Origin of the sequence: Micromonospora sp. DT47, from assembly GCF_049844475.1 — a bacterium.
GTDB lineage: Bacteria > Actinomycetota > Actinomycetes > Mycobacteriales > Micromonosporaceae > Micromonospora.
Window position 1 is genome coordinate 12,023 of record NZ_JBNCLC010000002.1, and the last position, 17,289, is coordinate 29,311.

A 17,289-nucleotide genomic window follows, 5' to 3' on the forward strand; every position below is an offset into this window, starting at 1 on the left:
CCGACATCAATTCCGCCAGGCGTCCGTCCGAATTGAACTTGTATCAGGCATTCGTCGGCTGCATCTGCCGCAGCGCCTCTGGAAGCGCCGCCACCGTGGACACCTCGGCGTCGGGGCGTACCCCGGCCGGTCGTGGCAGGCCGAGCCGGTTGAGCCAGATCCCCCGCAGGCCGGCGCGCTGTGGCCCGACCACGTCGTGGACGAGGGAGTCCCCGACGTACCCGATCCGCCCGGCCGGCACGCCGGCGGCCTGGACCACGGCCGCGTAGAACGCGGGGTCGGGCTTCTTCGGCAGGCCGTCGTCGTGCGCGTACAGCTCGAAGGTGACCTCGCCGGCCAGCGCGCTCAGCACACCGGCCAGGCTCTACGTCAGGACCGGCTCGTCCGCCCGCGCGTCAGAGCGCTCAGCGCGCACGTCGCGCAGCTCGTCGAGGCGGACCAGCGCCACCCCGGCGACGATCAGCGCGCCGCCGAGCAGCTGCACCACGCTGGGCAGCTCGCGGAGGACCAGCCAGGCGATCAGCACCGCGAACATCACCTCGGTCAGCCCGACGAAGGACGACAGCCGCGCGCCGAGGATCCTGGTCGCGGCGATCCCGGCCAGGTACGCGACCACCGCGGCGACCAGCGACAGCCCGGCGATCGGGACCAGCCAGCTGGTGCGCTGGCCGGCGAAGTCGACCGCGCCGAAGCTGGCCCGCAGCGGCAGCACCCCGACCAGCCCGAGCAGGACGAGGACCGCGGCGCCCACCGCCATGCCGAAGCTGGCCATGGTGACCGACGGCAGGTCGGCGTCGACCCGAGCGGCGAGCACGAAGTAGCCGGCCAGCCCGACCGCCGCGCCGAGCCCCCAGAGCACGCCCACCGGGTCGAGGCGGCCGGCCCCGGTCAGGTCGAGCACGAAGGCCAGCCCGGCCAGCGCCGCCACCGAGCCGACCACGGTGAGCCGGCGGGGGCGCTGCCCGTGCACCAGCCACATCCAGGCGACCACCAGGATGATGCCGAGGTATTCCAGCAGCAGCGCCACACCGACCGGCAGGTAGCGGACGGCGTTGAAGAAGCAGGCCTGCGCGGTGGCGACGCCGAGCAGACCGAAGACGCCGACCGGGCCGAGGGTGCGGCGCAGCACCTCACGCTTGCCGCGCAGGGCGAGCACCGCCGGCACCGCCAGCACCAGGGCGGCGATCCCGACCCGGGCGACCACCACGGCCTCGGCCGACCAGTCGGCCTCGATCAGCGAGCGGGCGAAGGTGCCCGAGGTGGCGAAGGTGACGGCCGACAGCAGGGCCAACCCCAGACCGGCGCCGGCGGTGGGTCGGTGCGGCATGGGGCTCCTCCAACACGTCATGAGCAAAGTACCCTTATGCCCGTGACGCTAGTGGTCGTCGATGACAGGAGTCAAGTTGCTCTTTGCCCATGACACCGAGTGCGGACTGATCGCCACCGCCGCCCTGGTCAACACCGACGGCCGGGACGGCGAGGGGCTGCCCGACGTGACCGCCCTCGACGAGTTCTTCGCCACCCACGGCTGGACCGGCCGGCACGAGCACACCGAGGCCGAGCTGCGGTCCGTACGCGAGCTGCGGCCCCGGCTGCGCCGCATCTGGCACGCCGACACCGACGAGGTGGTCGCCGTCGTCAACGAGCTGCTGCGCGAGTCCCGGGCGCTGCCCCAGCTGATCCGGCACGACGGCGAGCCGTACCACCTGCACGCGGTGCCCCGCGACGCGCCGCTGGCCACCCGGATGGCCGTCGAGGCGGCGATGGCGGTCGCCGACCTGGTCCGCGGCGGCGAGCTGGGCCGGCTGCGGACCTGCGAGCACCCGGACTGCGACAACGTGCTGGTCGACCTGTCGAAGAACCGGTCCCGCCGGTTCTGCGAGGCGGGCTGCGGCAACCGGGCCGCGGTCAGCGCGTACCGGGCGCGGAAGGCGGCCGGTCGCTCCTGAGCAGCTCGTACTCGACCTCGCCGTGCTCGGTCCCGGGAATCGGGTCGTCCCAGTCCACGTGGAAGGTCCGTACGTGGCGCAGCCCGGCCTTCTCCATCACCCGGCGGGAACCGTTGTTGACCGCCATCGTCTCGGCCCAGACCCGCCGGACGCCCACCGTGTCGAAGGCGTGCCGGACCAGCGCGCGGGAGCCCTCGGTGGCCAGGCCCCGCCCCCAGACCGACCGGCGCAGCCGGTAGCCCAGCTCCGCCTCCGTGCCGTCGCCGGACGGGTCGAGCGCGAACCAGCCGAGGAAGTCGCCGGCGGCCCGGTCGAGCGCGGCCCAGCGGCCGAGGCCGGGATGCCGGTCGTACCAGCCGAGCAGCCGGGGCAGCAGCTCGTCCCGGACCGTCGCCAGCGGCGTGGGGCGGCCGTTGGTCAGGAAGCGCATCACCTCGGGGTCACCGTCGAGCTCGACCAGGTGGTCCACGTCGGCCATGGTGAAGCGGCGCAGCCGCAGCCGCGCGGTCTCCAGCAGCACGTCGCCGTCGTCTCCGGTCATGGCGGGGAGCATGCCCGGGGGGCCACGCACCGGTCGACCGGTTATCCGGCGCGGCCGGTCATCAGCCAGCGCGTCACCCGTACCCAGAACAGGACGAGCAGTTCCAGGTACTTCGCGGTGGGCTGCTGCTGCCCCAGCTCGACCGCGCCAGCGCCCCGATGATCGACTCCACCGCCTCGCCGGTCGGGACGGTCGCGAGCGCAACACCGCTCCGGCAGTGGACGCAAACGCTTCCGGCCCGGCCGGGAAGACTGGCCCGCGTCGGACGAATGATCGACTCCGTGGATCGAGTGGCGGTGAGCGCCGTGTCGGTCAGGGGTGGGTCATGCGGAGGAGGTCGAGGGCCTCGTCCAGCTGGGTCTCGCTGAGCTTGCCGGAGTCCACGTGGCCCCGGGCGATCACCACCTCGCGGATCGAGGTCTGCTTCGCCAGCGCCTCCTTGGCGATCGACGCGGCCTCGTCGTACCCGAGGTGGCGGTTGAGCGGGGTGACGATCGACGGCGAGCCCTCCGCGTACGCCAGGCAGACCTCCGCGTCCGCGACCAGGCCGACCACCAGGCGGTCGGCGAAGAGCCGGCTCGACGCGGCCAGCAGCCGGATCGATTCCAGCAGGTTGCGGCCCATCACCGGGAGCATCACGTTCAGCTCGAAGTCGCCCTGCGAGCCGGCGAAGGCGACGGTCGCGTCGTTGCCGATCACCTGCGCGCAGACCTGGCGCATCGCCTCGGCGACCACCGGGTTCACCTTGCCCGGCATGATCGACGAACCGGGCTGGAGGTCAGGGATGCGCAGCTCGCGCAGGCCGGCCCGGGGTCCGGAGCCCATCCATCGGATGTCGTTGGCGATCTTGTAGAGCCCGACCGCGATGGTGCGCAACTGGCCGGAGGTCTCGACCAGGGCGTCCCGGGCACCCTGCGCCTCGAAGTGGTTGCGCGCCTCGGTCAGCGGCAGCCCGGTCGAGCCGCGCAGCTTCTCGATCACCTTCGCCGCGAAGCCGAACGGGGTGTTGATGCCGGTGCCCACCGCGGTGCCGCCCAGCGGCAGCTCGGCCAACCGGGGCAGCGCGCCCTCCAACCGCTCGACGCCGTAGCGGACCTGGGCGGCGTACCCGCCGAACTCCTGGCCCAGGGTGACCGGCGTGGCGTCCATCAGGTGGGTACGCCCGGCCTTGACCACGGTCTCGAACTCGGCCGCCTTCTCCTCCAGCGCCCCGGCCAGGTGCCGGAGCGAGGGGATCAGATCCTCCGCCACGAACTGGGTGGCGGCCAGGTGGATCGAGGACGGGAAGACGTCGTTGCTGGACTGCGAGGCGTTGACGTCGTCGTTCGGGTGCACGTCGCGGCCCAGTTCCCGGCCGGCCAGGGTGGCGATCACCTCGTTGGTGTTCATGTTGGACGAGGTGCCCGATCCGGTCTGGAAAACGTCGATCGGGAACTGGTCGTCGTACCCGCCGTCGGCCACGTGCGCGGCGGCGGTGGCGATGGCCTCGGCCACGTCCGCACCGATCACGCCCAGCTCGCCGTTGACCTGCGCCGCGGCACCCTTGATCTGGGCCAGGGCCTTGATCTGGGCCGGTTCGATGCCACGCCCGGAGATCGGGAAGTTCTGCACCGCGCGCTGGGTCTGCGCCCGCCACAGCGCCTCGGCGGGCACCTCCACCTCACCCATCGAGTCGCGTTCGATCCGGTAGCCGGCTGCCTCAGGAGTCGTCACGCGTTCTATCCTGCCGCGCCCGCCGCCGACTCGCAGATGATCGCTCAGTCCAGCTCGGCCAGCAGCCGTTCCACCTCGTGCTGGTCCGGCGACTCGACCTGGCGGAACAGCGCCAGGGCCCGGGTCCAGTGCGAGCGGGCGGCGGCCGGGTCGGTGTCCCGCAGGCAGCGGGCGATGCCGTCCAGCGCCCGGGCCTGCTCGTAGCGGGCGCCCAGCCGGGTGGCGTCGGCGAGCACCCGGCGGTGCAGGTCCAGCGCGCTGGACACGTCGCCCTGATCGAGGATCGCCCGGGCCAGCAGGTTGCGGGAGGCGCACTGCCCGATCTGGTCCCCCGCCTCGCTGATCGCGACCAGCGCCTCCCGGTGCAGCGCGGCGGCCTGCACCGGCCGCCCGGCGTTCCGCTCCATCACGCCGATCTCGTTGAGCACCTCACCCTCGCCGAACCGGTTGCCCATCCGTCGCTTCAGGTGCAGCGCGGTGCGCAGCAGCCGCCGGGCCGGGGCCAGGTCACCCATCCGGTGCCGGACCATCCCGACATGCCCCATCGCGTTGGCCAACTGTCGGCGGTCGTCGACCTGCCGCGTGAGCATCAGGTGCAGGCGGCCGACGCGCAGCGCCTCCTCGTACCGCCCCCAGCACAGCAGCACGTAGGACATGTTGTTGTAGACGTTCACGAGCACGGCCTGGTCGGCGGCGTCCAGCGTCAGCGTGCGGGCGGACTCCAGGCACTCCATCCCCCGACGATGGTTCCCGTTGGCGGAGTAGGAGACGCCGAGGTTCCACAGGGTGACCCGCTCCTCGTGCCGCAGGCCGAGGCGGCGACGCAGGTCGAGCGCCACCTCCATCAGCCGGATCGCCTCGTGGAAACGGGCCAACCGGAGGTACGCGGAGGAGAGGTAGTTGAGCATCGTCGCCACGGCCGCCTCGTCGCCGGACCGCTCGGCGGCCCGCAGGCCGACGGTGTGCGTCTCGATCAGCTCGTCCAGGTGCCCGCCGTTGAAGTGGGACCGCCACACCGCACGGGCCAACTGCCAGCAGTGTCGGGGGAACCCCTCCGCCTCCGCCAGGCTGACCAGGGCGGTGAGCACCCCCCGGTTCTCGTCGTACCAGCCGGTCCCCTGCGCCACGCCGGCTGCCACGAGCTCGGGGCGGGCCGGCGGGGGCAACTTCAGCGGCTGGTACCGGCCGCCCGACTCGATCTGACTGGCCAGCTTCGCGGCCACGTGCAGATGGTGGTCGAGCAGCCGTTCCAGCGCGGCCCGCCGCTCGTCGGCGCGCCCCGGCTCGGTGAGCAGCGTGCGGGCGTACTCCCGGATCAGGTCGTGCAGCCGGTACCGGCCCGGCTCCGCCTCCTCCGCCAGGTGCGCGTCGACCAGCTCGTCCAGCACGTCCTGCGTCTCCGGCAGGGGCAGCTCGGCGAGGGCGGCGGCGACCCGGTTGTCGAACCGTACGCCAGGGTGCAGCCCGAGCAGCCGGAACACCCGCTGCGCCGCCGACGACACCTGGGCGTACGACAGGGTGAAGGCCTGCCCCACCGAGCGCTGCCCGGCGGCCAGCTCGGCGAGCGGGCCCGGCCCGGCACCCAGCCGGTCGGCCAGGTCCGCGACCCGCCAGCGGGGCCGGTGCGCCAGCCGGGCGCCGGCCAGCCGGATCGCCAGCGGCAGGTACCCGCAGCGGCGCACCACCTCGGCGGCCGCCTCGGGTTCGGCGTCGATCCGCTCCTCGCCGGCCACGCGGCCGAGCAGCTCGACCGCCTCATCCTCGTCGAGGAGCGGCAGCGAGGACGGCCGGCCCTCGTCCAGGCCGATCAGCCGGCGGCGGCTGGTGATCAGGACCAGGCAGTCCGGGCCGGTGGGCAGCAGCGGCGCCACCTGGTCGGCGCTGGCGGCGTTGTCCAGCACCACCAGGGCCCGGCGGCCGGCCAGCTCGCTGCGCCAGAGGGCGATCCGGTCGTCCAGGTCCAGCGGGACCCGCTCCGCCGGAACGCCGAGCTGGCGCAGCAGCGTGGCCACCGCCGCCGCGGGCGCCAACGGGGTCCGTTCGCTGTGCCCGTGCAGGTCGATGAAGAGGTGCGCGTCCGGATAGCGGTCCGCCAGGGCGGTCGCCACGTGCACCGCGAGGGTGGTCTTCCCGCTGCCGGCCATCCCGTCGATCAGCTGGATCCGGGCGGCGTCCTCCTCGATCTCCTTGACCAGCCGCGCCATCGTCTGCTGTCGGCCGGTGAAGTCGCTGATCGCCCGGGGCAACGAACGGACCAGGGTTGCCGTCCGGTTCTCCGGCCCGCTCATCGCCAGGTCGCCGGCGAGCACCCGCTGGTGCAGCTCCTGCAACGCCGCGCCGGGCTCAATGCCGAGTTCGTCCGCGTAGATCCGCCGGCCCTCTCGATAGACGGCGAGGGCGTCGGCCTGCCGGCCGACCGCGGAGAGGGCGAGCATCAACTGGCCACGCAGCCGCTCGCGGAGCGGATGGCGATCGACCGCCTCGGTCAGCTCGTCGAGCAGGTCGGCGGCCTGCCGCAGCCGCAGCTCGACGTCGACGCACTCCTCCAGCGCGGCGAGCCGCTGCTCGTCGAGGGCCTGGGCCCGCCGGCGCACGCTCCGGCTCGGGATGCCGCCGAGCGCCGGCCCGCGCCAGAGCGCGAGCGCGTCGCGGTAGTGCCGGCGCGCCTCGGCCGGCTGCCCCGCGGCACCCGCCGCCCGGGCGGCCTCGACCCGCCGGGCGAAGACCTCGGCGTCCAGGTCGGTCGGGTCGATCCGGACGCCGTACCCGACCGGGTCGGTGACGATGACGTCCGCGGGCAGGCCGAGCGCGGCCAGGCGCTGTCGCAACCGCGACACGCAGCTCTGCAGCTGGGCCCGGGCGGTGGCGGGCGGACGTTCCTCCCAGACCGCGTCGACGAGGTCCTCGACCGGGACGACCCGACCGGCGCGCAGCAACAGCATGGCGAGCACGACCCGGTCCCGACCTGCGGTGACGGTGGCTTCGCCGCCGCCGACCCGCAAGGGTCCCAGGATCCCGAACCGCATCTGCGCCCCCGCACGCCGCCATTGCATTGTCCAGCAGCGTAGCCCGGCCGTCACGGCTCGCCCGGTCGAGGCGATAGCGATCCGATAGCGGAACGACAGCAGCGGAGCACAGACTCGTCCCGGTTGTCGGTGACGACATCCGACGGGGGCGGTGCGCCCGGCCGGCGAACACCTGGTCGGGCGCACCGATGTCGGCGAGCACCAGATGACGAAGGGGCGCCGGGCGGAAGCCCGGCGCCCCTTTCCACGTACGCTCCGGTCAGCGCCGCCCGACGGTCAGTACCGGCTTGGTGACCTCGGCGAAGAAGTCGTTGCCCTTGTCGTCGACCACGATGAAGGCCGGGAAGTCCTCCACCTGGATCTTCCAGACCGCCTCCATGCCCAGCTCGGCGTATTCGAGCACCTCGACGTGCTTGATGCAGTCCTGGGCGAGCCGGGCGGCCGGGCCGCCGATCGACCCGAGGTAGAAGCCGCCGTGCTGCTGGCAGGAGCGGGTGACCTGGGCGGACCGGTTGCCCTTCGCCAACATCACCTGGGAACCGCCGGCGGCCTGGAACTTCTCCACGTAGGCGTCCATCCGGCCGGCGGTGGTCGGGCCGAACGAGCCGGAGGCGTAGCCCTCGGGGGTCTTGGCCGGGCCGGCGTAGTAGACGGCGTGGTCGCGCAGGTACTGCGGCATCGGCTCGCCGGCGTCCAGCCGCTCGGCGATCTTGGCGTGTGCGATGTCCCGGGCCACGACCAGCGGGCCGGTCAGCGACAGCCGGGTCTGCACCGGGTACTTCGACAGCTCGGCGCGGATCTCGTCCATCGGCCGGTTGAGGTCGACTCGGACCACCTCGGACGCGTCCAGAGTCTCGTCGGTGACGTCGGGCAGGAAGCGCGCCGGGTCGGTCTCGAGGCGCTCCAGCCAGACGCCCGACGGGGTGATCTTGGCGACCGCCTGCCGGTCGGCCGAGCAGGAGACGGCGATCGCCACCGGGCAGGAGGCGCCGTGCCGGGGCAGCCGAACCACCCGCACGTCGTGGCAGAAGTACCGCCCGCCGAACTGCGCGCCGATGCCGAAGTTGCGGGTCAGCTCCAGCACCTCCGCCTCCAGCTCCAGGTCCCGGAAGCCGTGCGCGGTCATCGAGCCGGAGGTGGGCAGCGCGTCCAGGTACTTGGCGGAGGCGTACTTGGCGGTCTTCAGGGCGTACTCGGCGGAGGTGCCGCCGATGACGATGGCCAGGTGGTAGGGCGGGCAGGCGGCGGTGCCGATCAGCCGGAGCTTCTCCTCCAGGAACTGCATCATCCGCGTCGGGTTCAGCAGCGCCTTGGTCTCCTGGTAGAGGTACGACTTGTTCGCCGAACCGCCGCCCTTGGCCATGAAGAGGAACTTGTACGCGTCCGGGTGCCCATCCGGGTCCTCCGCGTAGAGCTCCACCTGCGCCGGCAGGTTGCTGCCGGTGTTCCGCTCGTCCCACATGGTCAGCGGGGCGAGCTGCGAGTAGCGCAGGTTCAGCTTCGTGTACGCCTGGTAGACCCCCCGGGAGATCGCCTCGGCGTCGCTGCCGTCGGTCAGCACGTGCCGGCCGCGCTTGCCCATCACGATCGCGGTGCCGGTGTCCTGGCACATCGGCAGCACCCCGCCGGCGGCGATGTTGGCGTTGCGCAGCAGGTCCAGCGCGACGAACCGGTCGTTCGGGGAGGCCATCGGGTCGTCGATGATCGACCGCAGCTGGGCCAGGTGCGCGGGACGGAGGTAGTGGGCGATGTCGTGCATCGCCTCGGCGGTCAGCGCGGTCAGCGCGGCTGGCTCCACGGTCAGGAACCGGCGGCCCCCCGGGCCGTTGACGACGTCGACGCCCTCGTCGGTGACCAGGCGGTATTCGGTCTGGTCGGGACCGGTCGGCAGCAAGGGGGCGTACGAGAACGCGGCGGCACTGCTCATGAGCGGAAAGCCTAGGGCAGGCCGGTCGATCGGTGGCACCCGCCGGGTGCGTCGTGGGACGCCGCTCTCATTCGTCCCCGTCGTCCCCCTGGTAGCAGAGTTCCCGCTTGGGTCCGCAGCTGTCTTCGACGCCGGGAACACCACCGGTCGCCCCGGGTCCGGGCAGGCCGCCGCCGTCCTCAGGCGGGGCGGGCGGGACGGCGGCGCCAGCGCCCCAGCGGACGTACCCGATCTCCCGCCCCTCGCCGATGATCATGCCGTGCGGGCCGACCGCCAGCGCGTTGGCGCTGGTCCGCAGCACCACCAGCTCCCGCCCGGTGCGCGGGTCGAGCGCGATCAGCCGGTTCGGCTTGTCCTCGGCGATCACCGCCGCGTACGGGGTGAGCGCGGCGCCGGCCTTCCCGCCGGCGGGACGCGTCCAGCGCACCCGTCCGCCGCCCAGCTCCCGGCCGACGATGGTGCTCTTGTCGGCGCTGCGGACCAGCGCGTACCGGTCGTCGACGGCGAGCAGCTTCTCGCCCTCGGCGTCGACCAGCAGGAGCCGGCCGTCGTACCCGTCGAGGACGGCCTCCCGGCCGTCCGGCCCCACCCCGATCAGCACGTTCCGGGCACCCTGCGGGTCCTCCCGCTGGGGGCAGCCGGCGTTGTCCGCGGTCCGCAGGTTGAACCCGGCCCGCCGCCACACCTCCTGGCCGGTGGCCGGGTCGCGGGCGGAGATGGCGAACTGGCAGGTGCCGTCCCGGGAGACGGCGGTGATCCGCAGCATCCGGCCGCCGATCACGGCGAGCCGCTCGTCCCGGCCGGGCTCGACGTTCTGCACCACCCGCCCGGTGGCGGTGTCCACCACGTGCACCCGGCCGTCGACCGGGAAGCCGAGCAGCGGGGGCACCGGCTCCGGGCCGGCCGCGTCGGCGTCGATCCGGGGCGCGGCGAGCCGGCGGGTGCCGAGCAGGTGGGGGTTGTCGGCGAAGAGCCCGGTGCTGACACCGGGCAGAGCGGCCGTCCACAGTGGCGCGGTGCCGCGCGGGTCCCAGGCGCTCAGCGTGCAGTCGGTGGGCTCGAAGCACCGGGCGTCGAGCAGCAGGTTGCGGTACGTCCAGACGGCCACCGCGTCGTCGTCGCGCCGGCGGACCACCCCGGTGGTCGGGTCGAGCAGCTCGTACCCCTTGACCAGGAGCTTGCCCACGGCGACGACCGGGTCGCGGTCGCCGCCGGACACCGCCGCCCAGTCCGCCTTGCGCTCCCACAGCTGCGTCCCGGTGGCCAGGCTGCGCGCCTCGACCCGGGTGCGCTGCTCGACGATGACGGTGTCCCCGGCGATGGTCACGCTCTTCGGGGTGCCGCCGACGCGCTGCTGCCAGACCACGTCCGGCTCGGAGATCGGCTCGCTGCGGTCGACCCATTCCCACACGCCCGGAAACGGGTTCCACACCCCGGTCGCGGCGAGGACGACCACCGCGACCAGCGCGAGTGCCACATAGCACTTCACGCACGGCCCGCTCCCCTTCGCCACACCGGACACGGTAGCCACGATCACCGAGCTCCCGTGCCCCTCGCCCGCCGTGTCGCCGCCCTTTCTCGCAGCGGCGGGCGGTCAGCGGGAGGCGGTGGCGGAGTGGACCAAGGGCAGGACGCGGTACGGGATCTGCTCGGCCAGGGCGATGATCGTCGAGGCGCGGCGGATGCCCTCGTACGAGACGATCTGGTCGATCACCCGTTGCAGGTCGGTGTTGGAGCGGGCCACGATCCGGCAGAGCAGGTCGCTGGAGCCGGTGATGGTGTGCGCCTCCAGCACCTCGGGGATGGCGGCCAGGTGGGCGGTGACCGCATCGTGGCCGTGCCGTTGGCTGATCTCCAGGGTGACGAAGCTGGTCACCGCGAAGCCGATCGCGGCGGGCGAGATGTCCGGCCCGAACCCGCCGATCACCCCCCGCTCGACCAGCTTGTCGAGCCGGGCCTGGGCGGTGCCGCGGGCCACCCCGAGCCGGCGGGAACACTCCAGCACCCCGATCCGCGGCTCGTCGGCGAGGAGTTGGATCATCCGGGTGTCCAGCTCGTCCAGCTGTACATCCTGTCCAACGTTCATGTTTGAGCACTCTACTTAATGTGCAAGCTGACCAGCAAAAAGGCTGACGGTTGCCCAGCGAGCCGGGTCACCGCGATCCTCCCCACAAGAACAACCGGACCACCGCGGCGGCCCACGAGGCCGGCCGGTACGCAAGGGAGGCCACCATGACCCAGGCGATCGACCGACCCCAGTCGACCGAAGAGGTCGACGTCGACCAGCTCGTCGGCGCCGTCGACCACGACATCAGCCGGGACCCGTTCCCGGTCAAGGGCCTCGACCACCTGCACTTCCTGGTCGGCAACGCCAAGCAGGCCGCGCACTACTACTCCACCGCGTTCGGCATGACCTGCGTGGCGTACCGGGGGCCGGAGCAGGGCTACCGGGACCACGCCGAGTACGTGCTGACCAGCGGCTCGGCCCGGTTCGTGCTGACCGGCGCGGTCCGCCCGGACGCCGCCGGCGCCGACCACGTCGCCAAGCACAGCGACGGCGTCTCCGACATCGCGCTGGAGGTGCCGGACGTCGACACCGCGTACGCGTACGCCGTCGCCCAGGGCGCGACCGGCCTGGTCGAGCCGCACGAGGTCAGCGACGAGCACGGCACCGTCCGGCTGGCCGCCATCGCGGCGTACGGCGACACCCGGCACACCCTGGTCGACCGGTCCCGCTACACCGGCCCGTTCCTGCCCGGCTTCGTGGCCCGCGGCCCGATCGTGGACCGGCAGCCGATGATCGACGCCGGCATCCAGCCGAAGCGCTTCTTCCAGGCGATCGACCACGTGGTCGGCAACGTCGAGCTCGGCCGGATGGACGAGTGGGTGGAGTTCTACAAGCGGGTCATGGGCTTCAGCAACATGGCCGAGTTCATCGGCGACGACATCGCCACCGACTACTCGGCGCTGATGAGCAAGGTCGTCGCCAGCGGCACCCGCAAGGTGAAGTTCCCGCTGAACGAGCCGGCGGTGGCCCGCAAGAAGTCGCAGATCGACGAGTACCTGGAGTTCTACCAGGGCCCGGGCGCCCAGCACATCGCCGTGGCCACCAACGACATCCTGGCCAGCGTCGACGCGATGCGGGCGGCCGGCGTCGAGTTCCTGAACACCCCGGACTCGTACTACGACGACCCGGAGCTGCGCGCCCGGATCGGCAAGGTGCGGGTGCCGATCGAGGAGCTGAAGGCCCGCAAGATCCTGGTCGACCGGGACGAGGACGGCTACCTGCTGCAGATCTTCACCAAGCCGGTGCAGGACCGCCCGACCGTCTTCTTCGAGCTGATCGAGCGGCACGGCTCGCTCGGCTTCGGCAAGGGCAACTTCAAGGCGCTCTTCGAGGCCATCGAGCGCGAGCAGGAAGCACGCGGCAACCTGTAACACTGTCGAGCGTGACGCAGCCTCCGACGCACCCGACGCCGCCGGCCGGCGGGCCCTTACCCGCCGCCGGCGGCTTCGCGCCGCCCTCCGGCCCCTACCCCTACCCCCAGGGGTACGCCGTGCCGCCGCAGCCCGGCCCGTACTCCGGGCTCCCGGCCTATCCGGCGGGGCCGCCCGGCGCCCCGCCGCGCCCCGGCTACCCGCTGGTGCCGCTCTCACCGGGCGGCCACCCGCTGGCCAGCTTCGGCGACCGGCTGCTGGCGGTGCTGATCGACGGGCTGGTGCTGATGGCGGTCTGCATGGTCTTCATCGTGCCCGCCATGATCGTCTTCTTCGTGGCGGTGCTGCCCGACCTGACCGCCACCACCCCCGCCGGCACGTACGTCGAGCCGGACCCGTTCGCGGACTTCCTGCTGCCGTTCCTGGGCCTGGAGGCCGGGATCATCCTGCTCACGTTCGGCGTGACCTACGTCTACCACGTCGAGATGATGCTGCGGACCGGGCAGACCCTGGGCAAGCGGGTGATGAAGCTGCGCATCGTGCCGGCCGACCCGGCCCGCACGATGGACCGCCGGATGGCGGTCAAGCGGTGGGCCGCCCACCAGGTCGGCGGGTCACTCATCCCCGGCTTCAGCTACCTCGACGGACTGTGGCAGCTCTGGGACAAGCCCTGGCAGCAGTGCCTCCACGACAAGTTCGCCGACACCGTCGTCGTTAAGGTGTCCTGGTGAGCGTTCAACCAGGCTGGTACGTCGACCCCGCAGAGCCCTCGACCAGGCGTTACTGGGACGGCGAGGGCTGGATCGGCGCGCCCATCCCCGTCGACGAGACCCCGCCGGAGGGCCCGCCGCCGGTCGAGCCGCCGCCCGCCGCACCGCCGCCGGCCGAGCCGGTGCCGCAGCCGGTCGCGGCCGGCCCGGCCCCGGGGTCGGCCCCGCCGGCCGCCGCCGGGCCCGTCCCGGGCTGGGCGCCCCCGCCCGGGGGGTACGGCCACCCGGCCGGCCCGCCGCCGGGCTGGACGCCGCCACCCGGCTGGACGCCGCCACCCGGCTGGACGCCGCCGCCCGGCTGGGCGCCGCCACCCGGCTGGCCGGGGCGCGCGCCCGAGCCGCGTCCGCACGGGCTTCCGCTGGCCGGCTACGGCACCCGGCTGGTCGCCCGATTGATCGACTTCGGCGTCCTCCTGGCGCTCAACGCGGTGGTGAACGGCTGGTTCCTCTGGCGGCTGATCGAGGAGACGAGCCCGTACTGGCTCGAGGTGGGCCGGAGGTTCATGGCCCGCGACTCCTCCACGGAGGGTCTGCCGCCGATCGGTGAGCAGGCCGGGAGCCTTCAGCTGGCGATCGTGGTGATCGCCACCGCGCTCTGGCTCGCCTACGAGGTGCCCGCTATGGCGTCGTCCGGCCAGACGTTCGGCAAGCGGGTGATGCGGATCAGGGCGGTGCCGCTCTCCGCCGACCAGCCGCTCGGCTTCGGCCGGTCGCTGCGCCGGTGGAACACCCTGGGCGGCGTGCCCACCCTGCTCTGGTGCTGCTTCGGCCTGGGCCTGCTGCTCCAGCTCATCGACGCGCTCTCCCCGCTCTTCGACCACCCGCTGCGTCAGGCGCTGCACGACAAGCGGGCGCAGACCGTGGTCGTGCAACTCCCCCGCACCGCCGGCTCCGCCACCCCGAACGACCGCGCCAACCCCCCGGGAGACACCCCATGACCGACTCCGGACGTCACCAGCCGGCGTTGCGGCTGACCCGCGCCGACCTGGACGCGCTGCCCAACTACGTACCGGGCCGCAGCCCCGCCGACCTCGCCCGCGAGCTGGGCCTGGACGAGGCGATCAAGCTGGCCAGCAACGAGGTGCCGTACGGCCCGCTGCCCGGCGTGGTCGAGGCGGTCGCCGAGGCCGTCGCCGGCTCGCACCGCTACCCGGACATGGGCGTGGTGGCGCTGCGCACCGCGCTCGCCGACCGGTACGGCGTGGACGCCGACCGGATCGCCACCGGCTGCGGGTCGGTGGCGTTGGCCGAGCACCTGGTCCGGGCCACCTGCCTCCCCGGTGACGAGCTGCTCTACTCGTGGCGCTCCTTCGAGGCGTACCCGATCATCGCGGCGACCAGCGGCGCGACCAGCGTGCGGGTGCCCAACGACGCCGGGCACGGCCACGACCTGGCGTCGATGGCCGCGGCGGTGACCGACCGGACCCGGATGGTGCTGGTCTGCAACCCGAACAACCCCACCGGCACCGCGGTACGCAAGGCGGAGCTGGACCGCTTCCTCGACTCCGTCGGCGAGGACGTGCTGGTCGTCATCGACGAGGCGTACCGGGAGTTCGTCACCGACCCGGAGGTGCCGGACGGCCTCACCTACCTGGACCGGCCGAACGTCGTGGTGCTGCGTACCCTCTCCAAGGCCTGGGGCCTGGCCGGCCTGCGGATCGGCTTCCTGGTCGCCGCGCCCGAGGTCGCGGCGGCGGTCCGCAAGGTGGTCACGCCCTTCTCCACCAGCATGGCCGCCCAGGCCGGCGCGCTCGCCGCGCTGGCCCAGGCCGACGAGGTGGAGCGGCGCTGCGCGCTGGTCGTCGCCGAGCGGGACCGGGTCACCGACGCGCTGCGCAAGCTGGTCCCGGACGTGCCGTCCAGCCAGGCCAACTTCGTCTGGCTGCCGCTGGGCGACCGGGCGGTGGAGTTCGGCAAGGCGTGCGAGTCGCGCGGCGTGATCGTCCGGCCGTTCGCCGGCGACGGGGTCCGGGTCACCATCGGCACCCCGGCCGAGAACGACGCGTTCCTGGCCGCGGCCGAGGCCGCGCTCGGCTGAGCCGTACGGCGGGCTCGCCGCGGCCGGCTCAGGTCGCGGCGAGCACCACCGGCTCGGCGGTCAGGAACCACGCCGGGTCGTCGTCGTCCGGTCGGGCCCCTTCGCGCAGCCGCTCCACGGCCACGTAGCCGTCGGCCGCGTAGGCCCTCCCCGGATCCCAACCGGTCCCCTCCCGGCCCACGGTCAGCGGGAACCGGGACCGCTCGGCGCCGGTGACCGAGTCGAGGGTGACCAGCTCCTTCGCTCCGGTCAGCACGTGCACCCGGCCGGGCTCGGTGGCGATCACCCGCACCTCGCCCAGGTCGCCCCGGCGCCACCGCTCCTTGCCGGTACGGGCCTCGCGGCCGGTCAGCACCGGGCCGATGTTGCCGACTGCCAGGTCACCGGCGAGCGTGACGTCCTCGACGTCCAGGGTGGGGGCGGCGACCGGCTCGCCAGGGCCGACCAGCCAGCCCCGCCCGGCGGCGTCGCCCGGCCCGGAGGTCCGCAGCCCCCGACACTGCGAGCGGGGTGTCAGGCAGCCGACCGGGGTCACGGTCAGCTCCGTCCCCGCGTCCGGCGGCCGCCAGCGGGTGGCCACCCCGCCGGTCGCCACGTCCCGGAACTCGACCGTCGCCGGCCCGGCGCAGGAGTCGACGGAGACCACCCGGCCGGCCGCCGTGGTGCCCAGGTCGGTACGGCAGTCCGGGTCGCCGTCGACCCGCCACAGCTCACCCCCGTCGGCCAGCGCGTACCCGCGCAGCCGCCCCTCGCCGGAGACCACCAGCACCGGCCGGCCGGGCGGGCCGGCCGCGACGGAGATCCCCCGCGGGTCCCAGACCGTGGCGGCGCCGGTGCGCCGGGAGGTGAAGCCCGCGCCCGGCTCCGGGCCGTCGGCCCGCCACGCCACCCGGCCGGTGCGCGCGTCCAGCGCGACGAGCTTCCCGTCCGACCAGCGGCTCACCACCGTGGTGCCTTCCGCCAGCACCCCGTTGAGCTGCGCCGGCCAGCGCCGGTACGACCAGAACGGGGTGACCCGGTACCGGCTGTCGGCGGGCTGGTCGGCGTAGACCTGGCGCTCGGCGGCGTACACCCGGAGCCGGCCGTCGACGATCAGCGGTGCGACCGGCAGCCGGCCGACCGTCCCGATCGCCGGGGTGCCCGCCGGCGGCAGGTCACCCTTGGCGGGCGTGCTGACCTCGGCGGGCGCGAGCACCCGGTAGCCGATGGCGGCGGCCGCCACGAGGGCGAGCAGCGCCGCGACCGCGACCACGACCGGTCGCCGGCCCTTCGGGAAACCCATGCCGCACCTCCGCCCGGCACCCTACCGAGGCAGTCCCCGCACGACCCTGCCAGGTCTGGCGGCGGGCCGGGCGGGTTCGGCTCAGGCCGCCACGGCGTTGTCGCCGTGGCTGGCGGCGGCGAGGTCGGCGAGGTCGCGGCGGATGGCACCCTCCACGGCGCGGGCGGCCAGCCCGCCGAAGAGCAGCGCGACCACCCGCCCGTACGGGGCGGTGGGCAGCGCCTCCTGCTCGACGGTGACCGCGGTGCAGCCCCGGCGACGTCGCCGCACGGTGCGCAGGGTCCAGGTGATCCGGTAGTCCACCCCGATGCCGGGCGAGCTGAGCACCAGCCGGCGCGGCGGCTCGGCCGCCAGGACGACGAACTCCTCCGCCTGGTCGCCCCCGTCCGGCCTGGTCCGGGTCTCCCGCCAGCTGGTGCCGGGGCCGAACCGGCCCGGGGTCAGCAGTTCGACGCCGCCGACGGTGGAGAGCCACTCGGCACGGACCGGCAGGTCGGCCAAGCGCGCCCACACGTCGACGGCCGGTGCCTCGATGAACGCGGTGACCGTGACCGTCGACATGACACCTCCCGTGTCGTCCACCGTACGGCCAGTGAGCGTGCCAT

General features: G+C 73.6%; 14 protein-coding genes and 1 pseudogene. 5 read left to right on the forward strand and 10 right to left on the reverse strand.

Features of this window, described 5'->3' with window-relative positions; translation table 11 throughout:
- Nucleotides 1–43 precede the first annotated feature (43 nt).
- Nucleotides 44–340: pseudogene (locus tag ACLQ2U_RS02655) on the reverse strand (HAD family hydrolase); the annotation flags it as partial.
- A 24-nt stretch (nt 341–364) separates the two neighbouring features.
- Nucleotides 365–1,327 carry an EamA family transporter gene (locus ACLQ2U_RS02660; protein ID WP_425748903.1) on the reverse strand — a complete coding sequence of 321 codons (963 nt, stop codon included), beginning with the start codon at nt 1,325–1,327 and terminating at the stop codon, nt 365–367.
- Nucleotides 1,328–1,403: 76 nt separating this feature from the next.
- On the opposite strand from ACLQ2U_RS02660, the gene ACLQ2U_RS02665 reads away from it, so the two are divergent.
- Entirely contained in the window at nt 1,404–1,949 is a 546-nt protein-coding gene (locus ACLQ2U_RS02665; protein WP_425748904.1) for a CGNR zinc finger domain-containing protein, read from the forward strand.
- On the opposite strand, the gene ACLQ2U_RS02670 is transcribed toward ACLQ2U_RS02665, so the two are convergent.
- From ACLQ2U_RS02670 to ACLQ2U_RS02695, 6 genes are all read right to left on the reverse strand, one after another.
- Nucleotides 1,909–2,490, reverse strand: coding sequence for a GNAT family N-acetyltransferase (locus ACLQ2U_RS02670; protein ID WP_425748905.1), 582 nt, complete (start codon nt 2,488–2,490; stop codon nt 1,909–1,911). The two genes, ACLQ2U_RS02665 and ACLQ2U_RS02670, sit on opposite strands and share 41 nt — an antisense overlap.
- Nucleotides 2,491–2,802: 312 nt before the next feature.
- Nucleotides 2,803–4,203 (reverse strand): class II fumarate hydratase, encoded by a 1,401-nt coding sequence (locus ACLQ2U_RS02675; RefSeq protein WP_425748906.1) that lies wholly within the window; start codon nt 4,201–4,203, stop codon nt 2,803–2,805.
- A 44-nt stretch (nt 4,204–4,247) separates the two neighbouring features.
- Complete coding sequence (locus tag ACLQ2U_RS02680) at nt 4,248–7,229, reverse strand: BTAD domain-containing putative transcriptional regulator (RefSeq protein WP_425749322.1); 2,982 nt, start codon at nt 7,227–7,229, stop codon at nt 4,248–4,250.
- Nucleotides 7,230–7,488: 259 nt separating this feature from the next.
- Nucleotides 7,489–9,156, reverse strand: coding sequence for a fumarate hydratase (locus ACLQ2U_RS02685; RefSeq protein ID WP_425748907.1), 1,668 nt, complete (start codon nt 9,154–9,156; stop codon nt 7,489–7,491).
- Nucleotides 9,157–9,223: 67 nt separating this feature from the next.
- Entirely contained in the window at nt 9,224–10,633 is a 1,410-nt protein-coding gene (locus ACLQ2U_RS02690) for a PQQ-binding-like beta-propeller repeat protein (protein ID WP_425749323.1), read from the reverse strand.
- A 117-nt stretch (nt 10,634–10,750) separates the two neighbouring features.
- Nucleotides 10,751–11,242 carry an Lrp/AsnC family transcriptional regulator gene (locus ACLQ2U_RS02695; protein WP_425748908.1) on the reverse strand — a complete coding sequence of 164 codons (492 nt, stop codon included), beginning with the start codon at nt 11,240–11,242 and terminating at the stop codon, nt 10,751–10,753.
- A 146-nt stretch (nt 11,243–11,388) separates the two neighbouring features.
- Here ACLQ2U_RS02695 and hppD point away from each other — a divergent pair, with 146 nt between their 5' ends.
- The 4 genes from hppD to hisC are packed head-to-tail and all read left to right on the forward strand — an operon-like array spanning nt 11,389 to nt 15,402.
- A complete protein-coding gene (gene hppD, locus ACLQ2U_RS02700; RefSeq protein ID WP_425748909.1) occupies nt 11,389–12,594 on the forward strand; it encodes a 4-hydroxyphenylpyruvate dioxygenase in 1,206 nt (401 codons plus the stop codon).
- Nucleotides 12,595–12,605: 11 nt separating this feature from the next.
- Entirely contained in the window at nt 12,606–13,325 is a 720-nt protein-coding gene (locus tag ACLQ2U_RS02705) for an RDD family protein (protein WP_425748910.1), read from the forward strand.
- On the forward strand, nt 13,322–14,302 hold the full coding sequence (locus tag ACLQ2U_RS02710) for an RDD family protein (RefSeq protein WP_425748911.1): 981 nt from the start codon (nt 13,322–13,324) through the stop codon (nt 14,300–14,302). The genes ACLQ2U_RS02705 and ACLQ2U_RS02710 overlap by 4 nt, the downstream gene beginning before the upstream one ends.
- Nucleotides 14,299–15,402, forward strand: coding sequence for a histidinol-phosphate transaminase (gene hisC, locus ACLQ2U_RS02715; protein ID WP_425748912.1), 1,104 nt, complete (start codon nt 14,299–14,301; stop codon nt 15,400–15,402). The genes ACLQ2U_RS02710 and hisC overlap by 4 nt, the downstream gene beginning before the upstream one ends.
- A gap of 28 nt (nt 15,403–15,430) precedes the next feature.
- Here hisC and ACLQ2U_RS02720 read toward each other — a convergent pair whose 3' ends face one another.
- Together ACLQ2U_RS02720 and ACLQ2U_RS02725 are read right to left on the reverse strand one after the other, a co-directional pair.
- Complete coding sequence (locus ACLQ2U_RS02720) at nt 15,431–16,684, reverse strand: PQQ-binding-like beta-propeller repeat protein (RefSeq protein WP_425748913.1); 1,254 nt, start codon at nt 16,682–16,684, stop codon at nt 15,431–15,433.
- Nucleotides 16,685–16,765: 81 nt separating this feature from the next.
- Entirely contained in the window at nt 16,766–17,245 is a 480-nt protein-coding gene (locus ACLQ2U_RS02725) for an SRPBCC family protein (RefSeq protein ID WP_425748914.1), read from the reverse strand.
- Between the last annotated feature and the right edge of the window lie 44 nt (nt 17,246–17,289).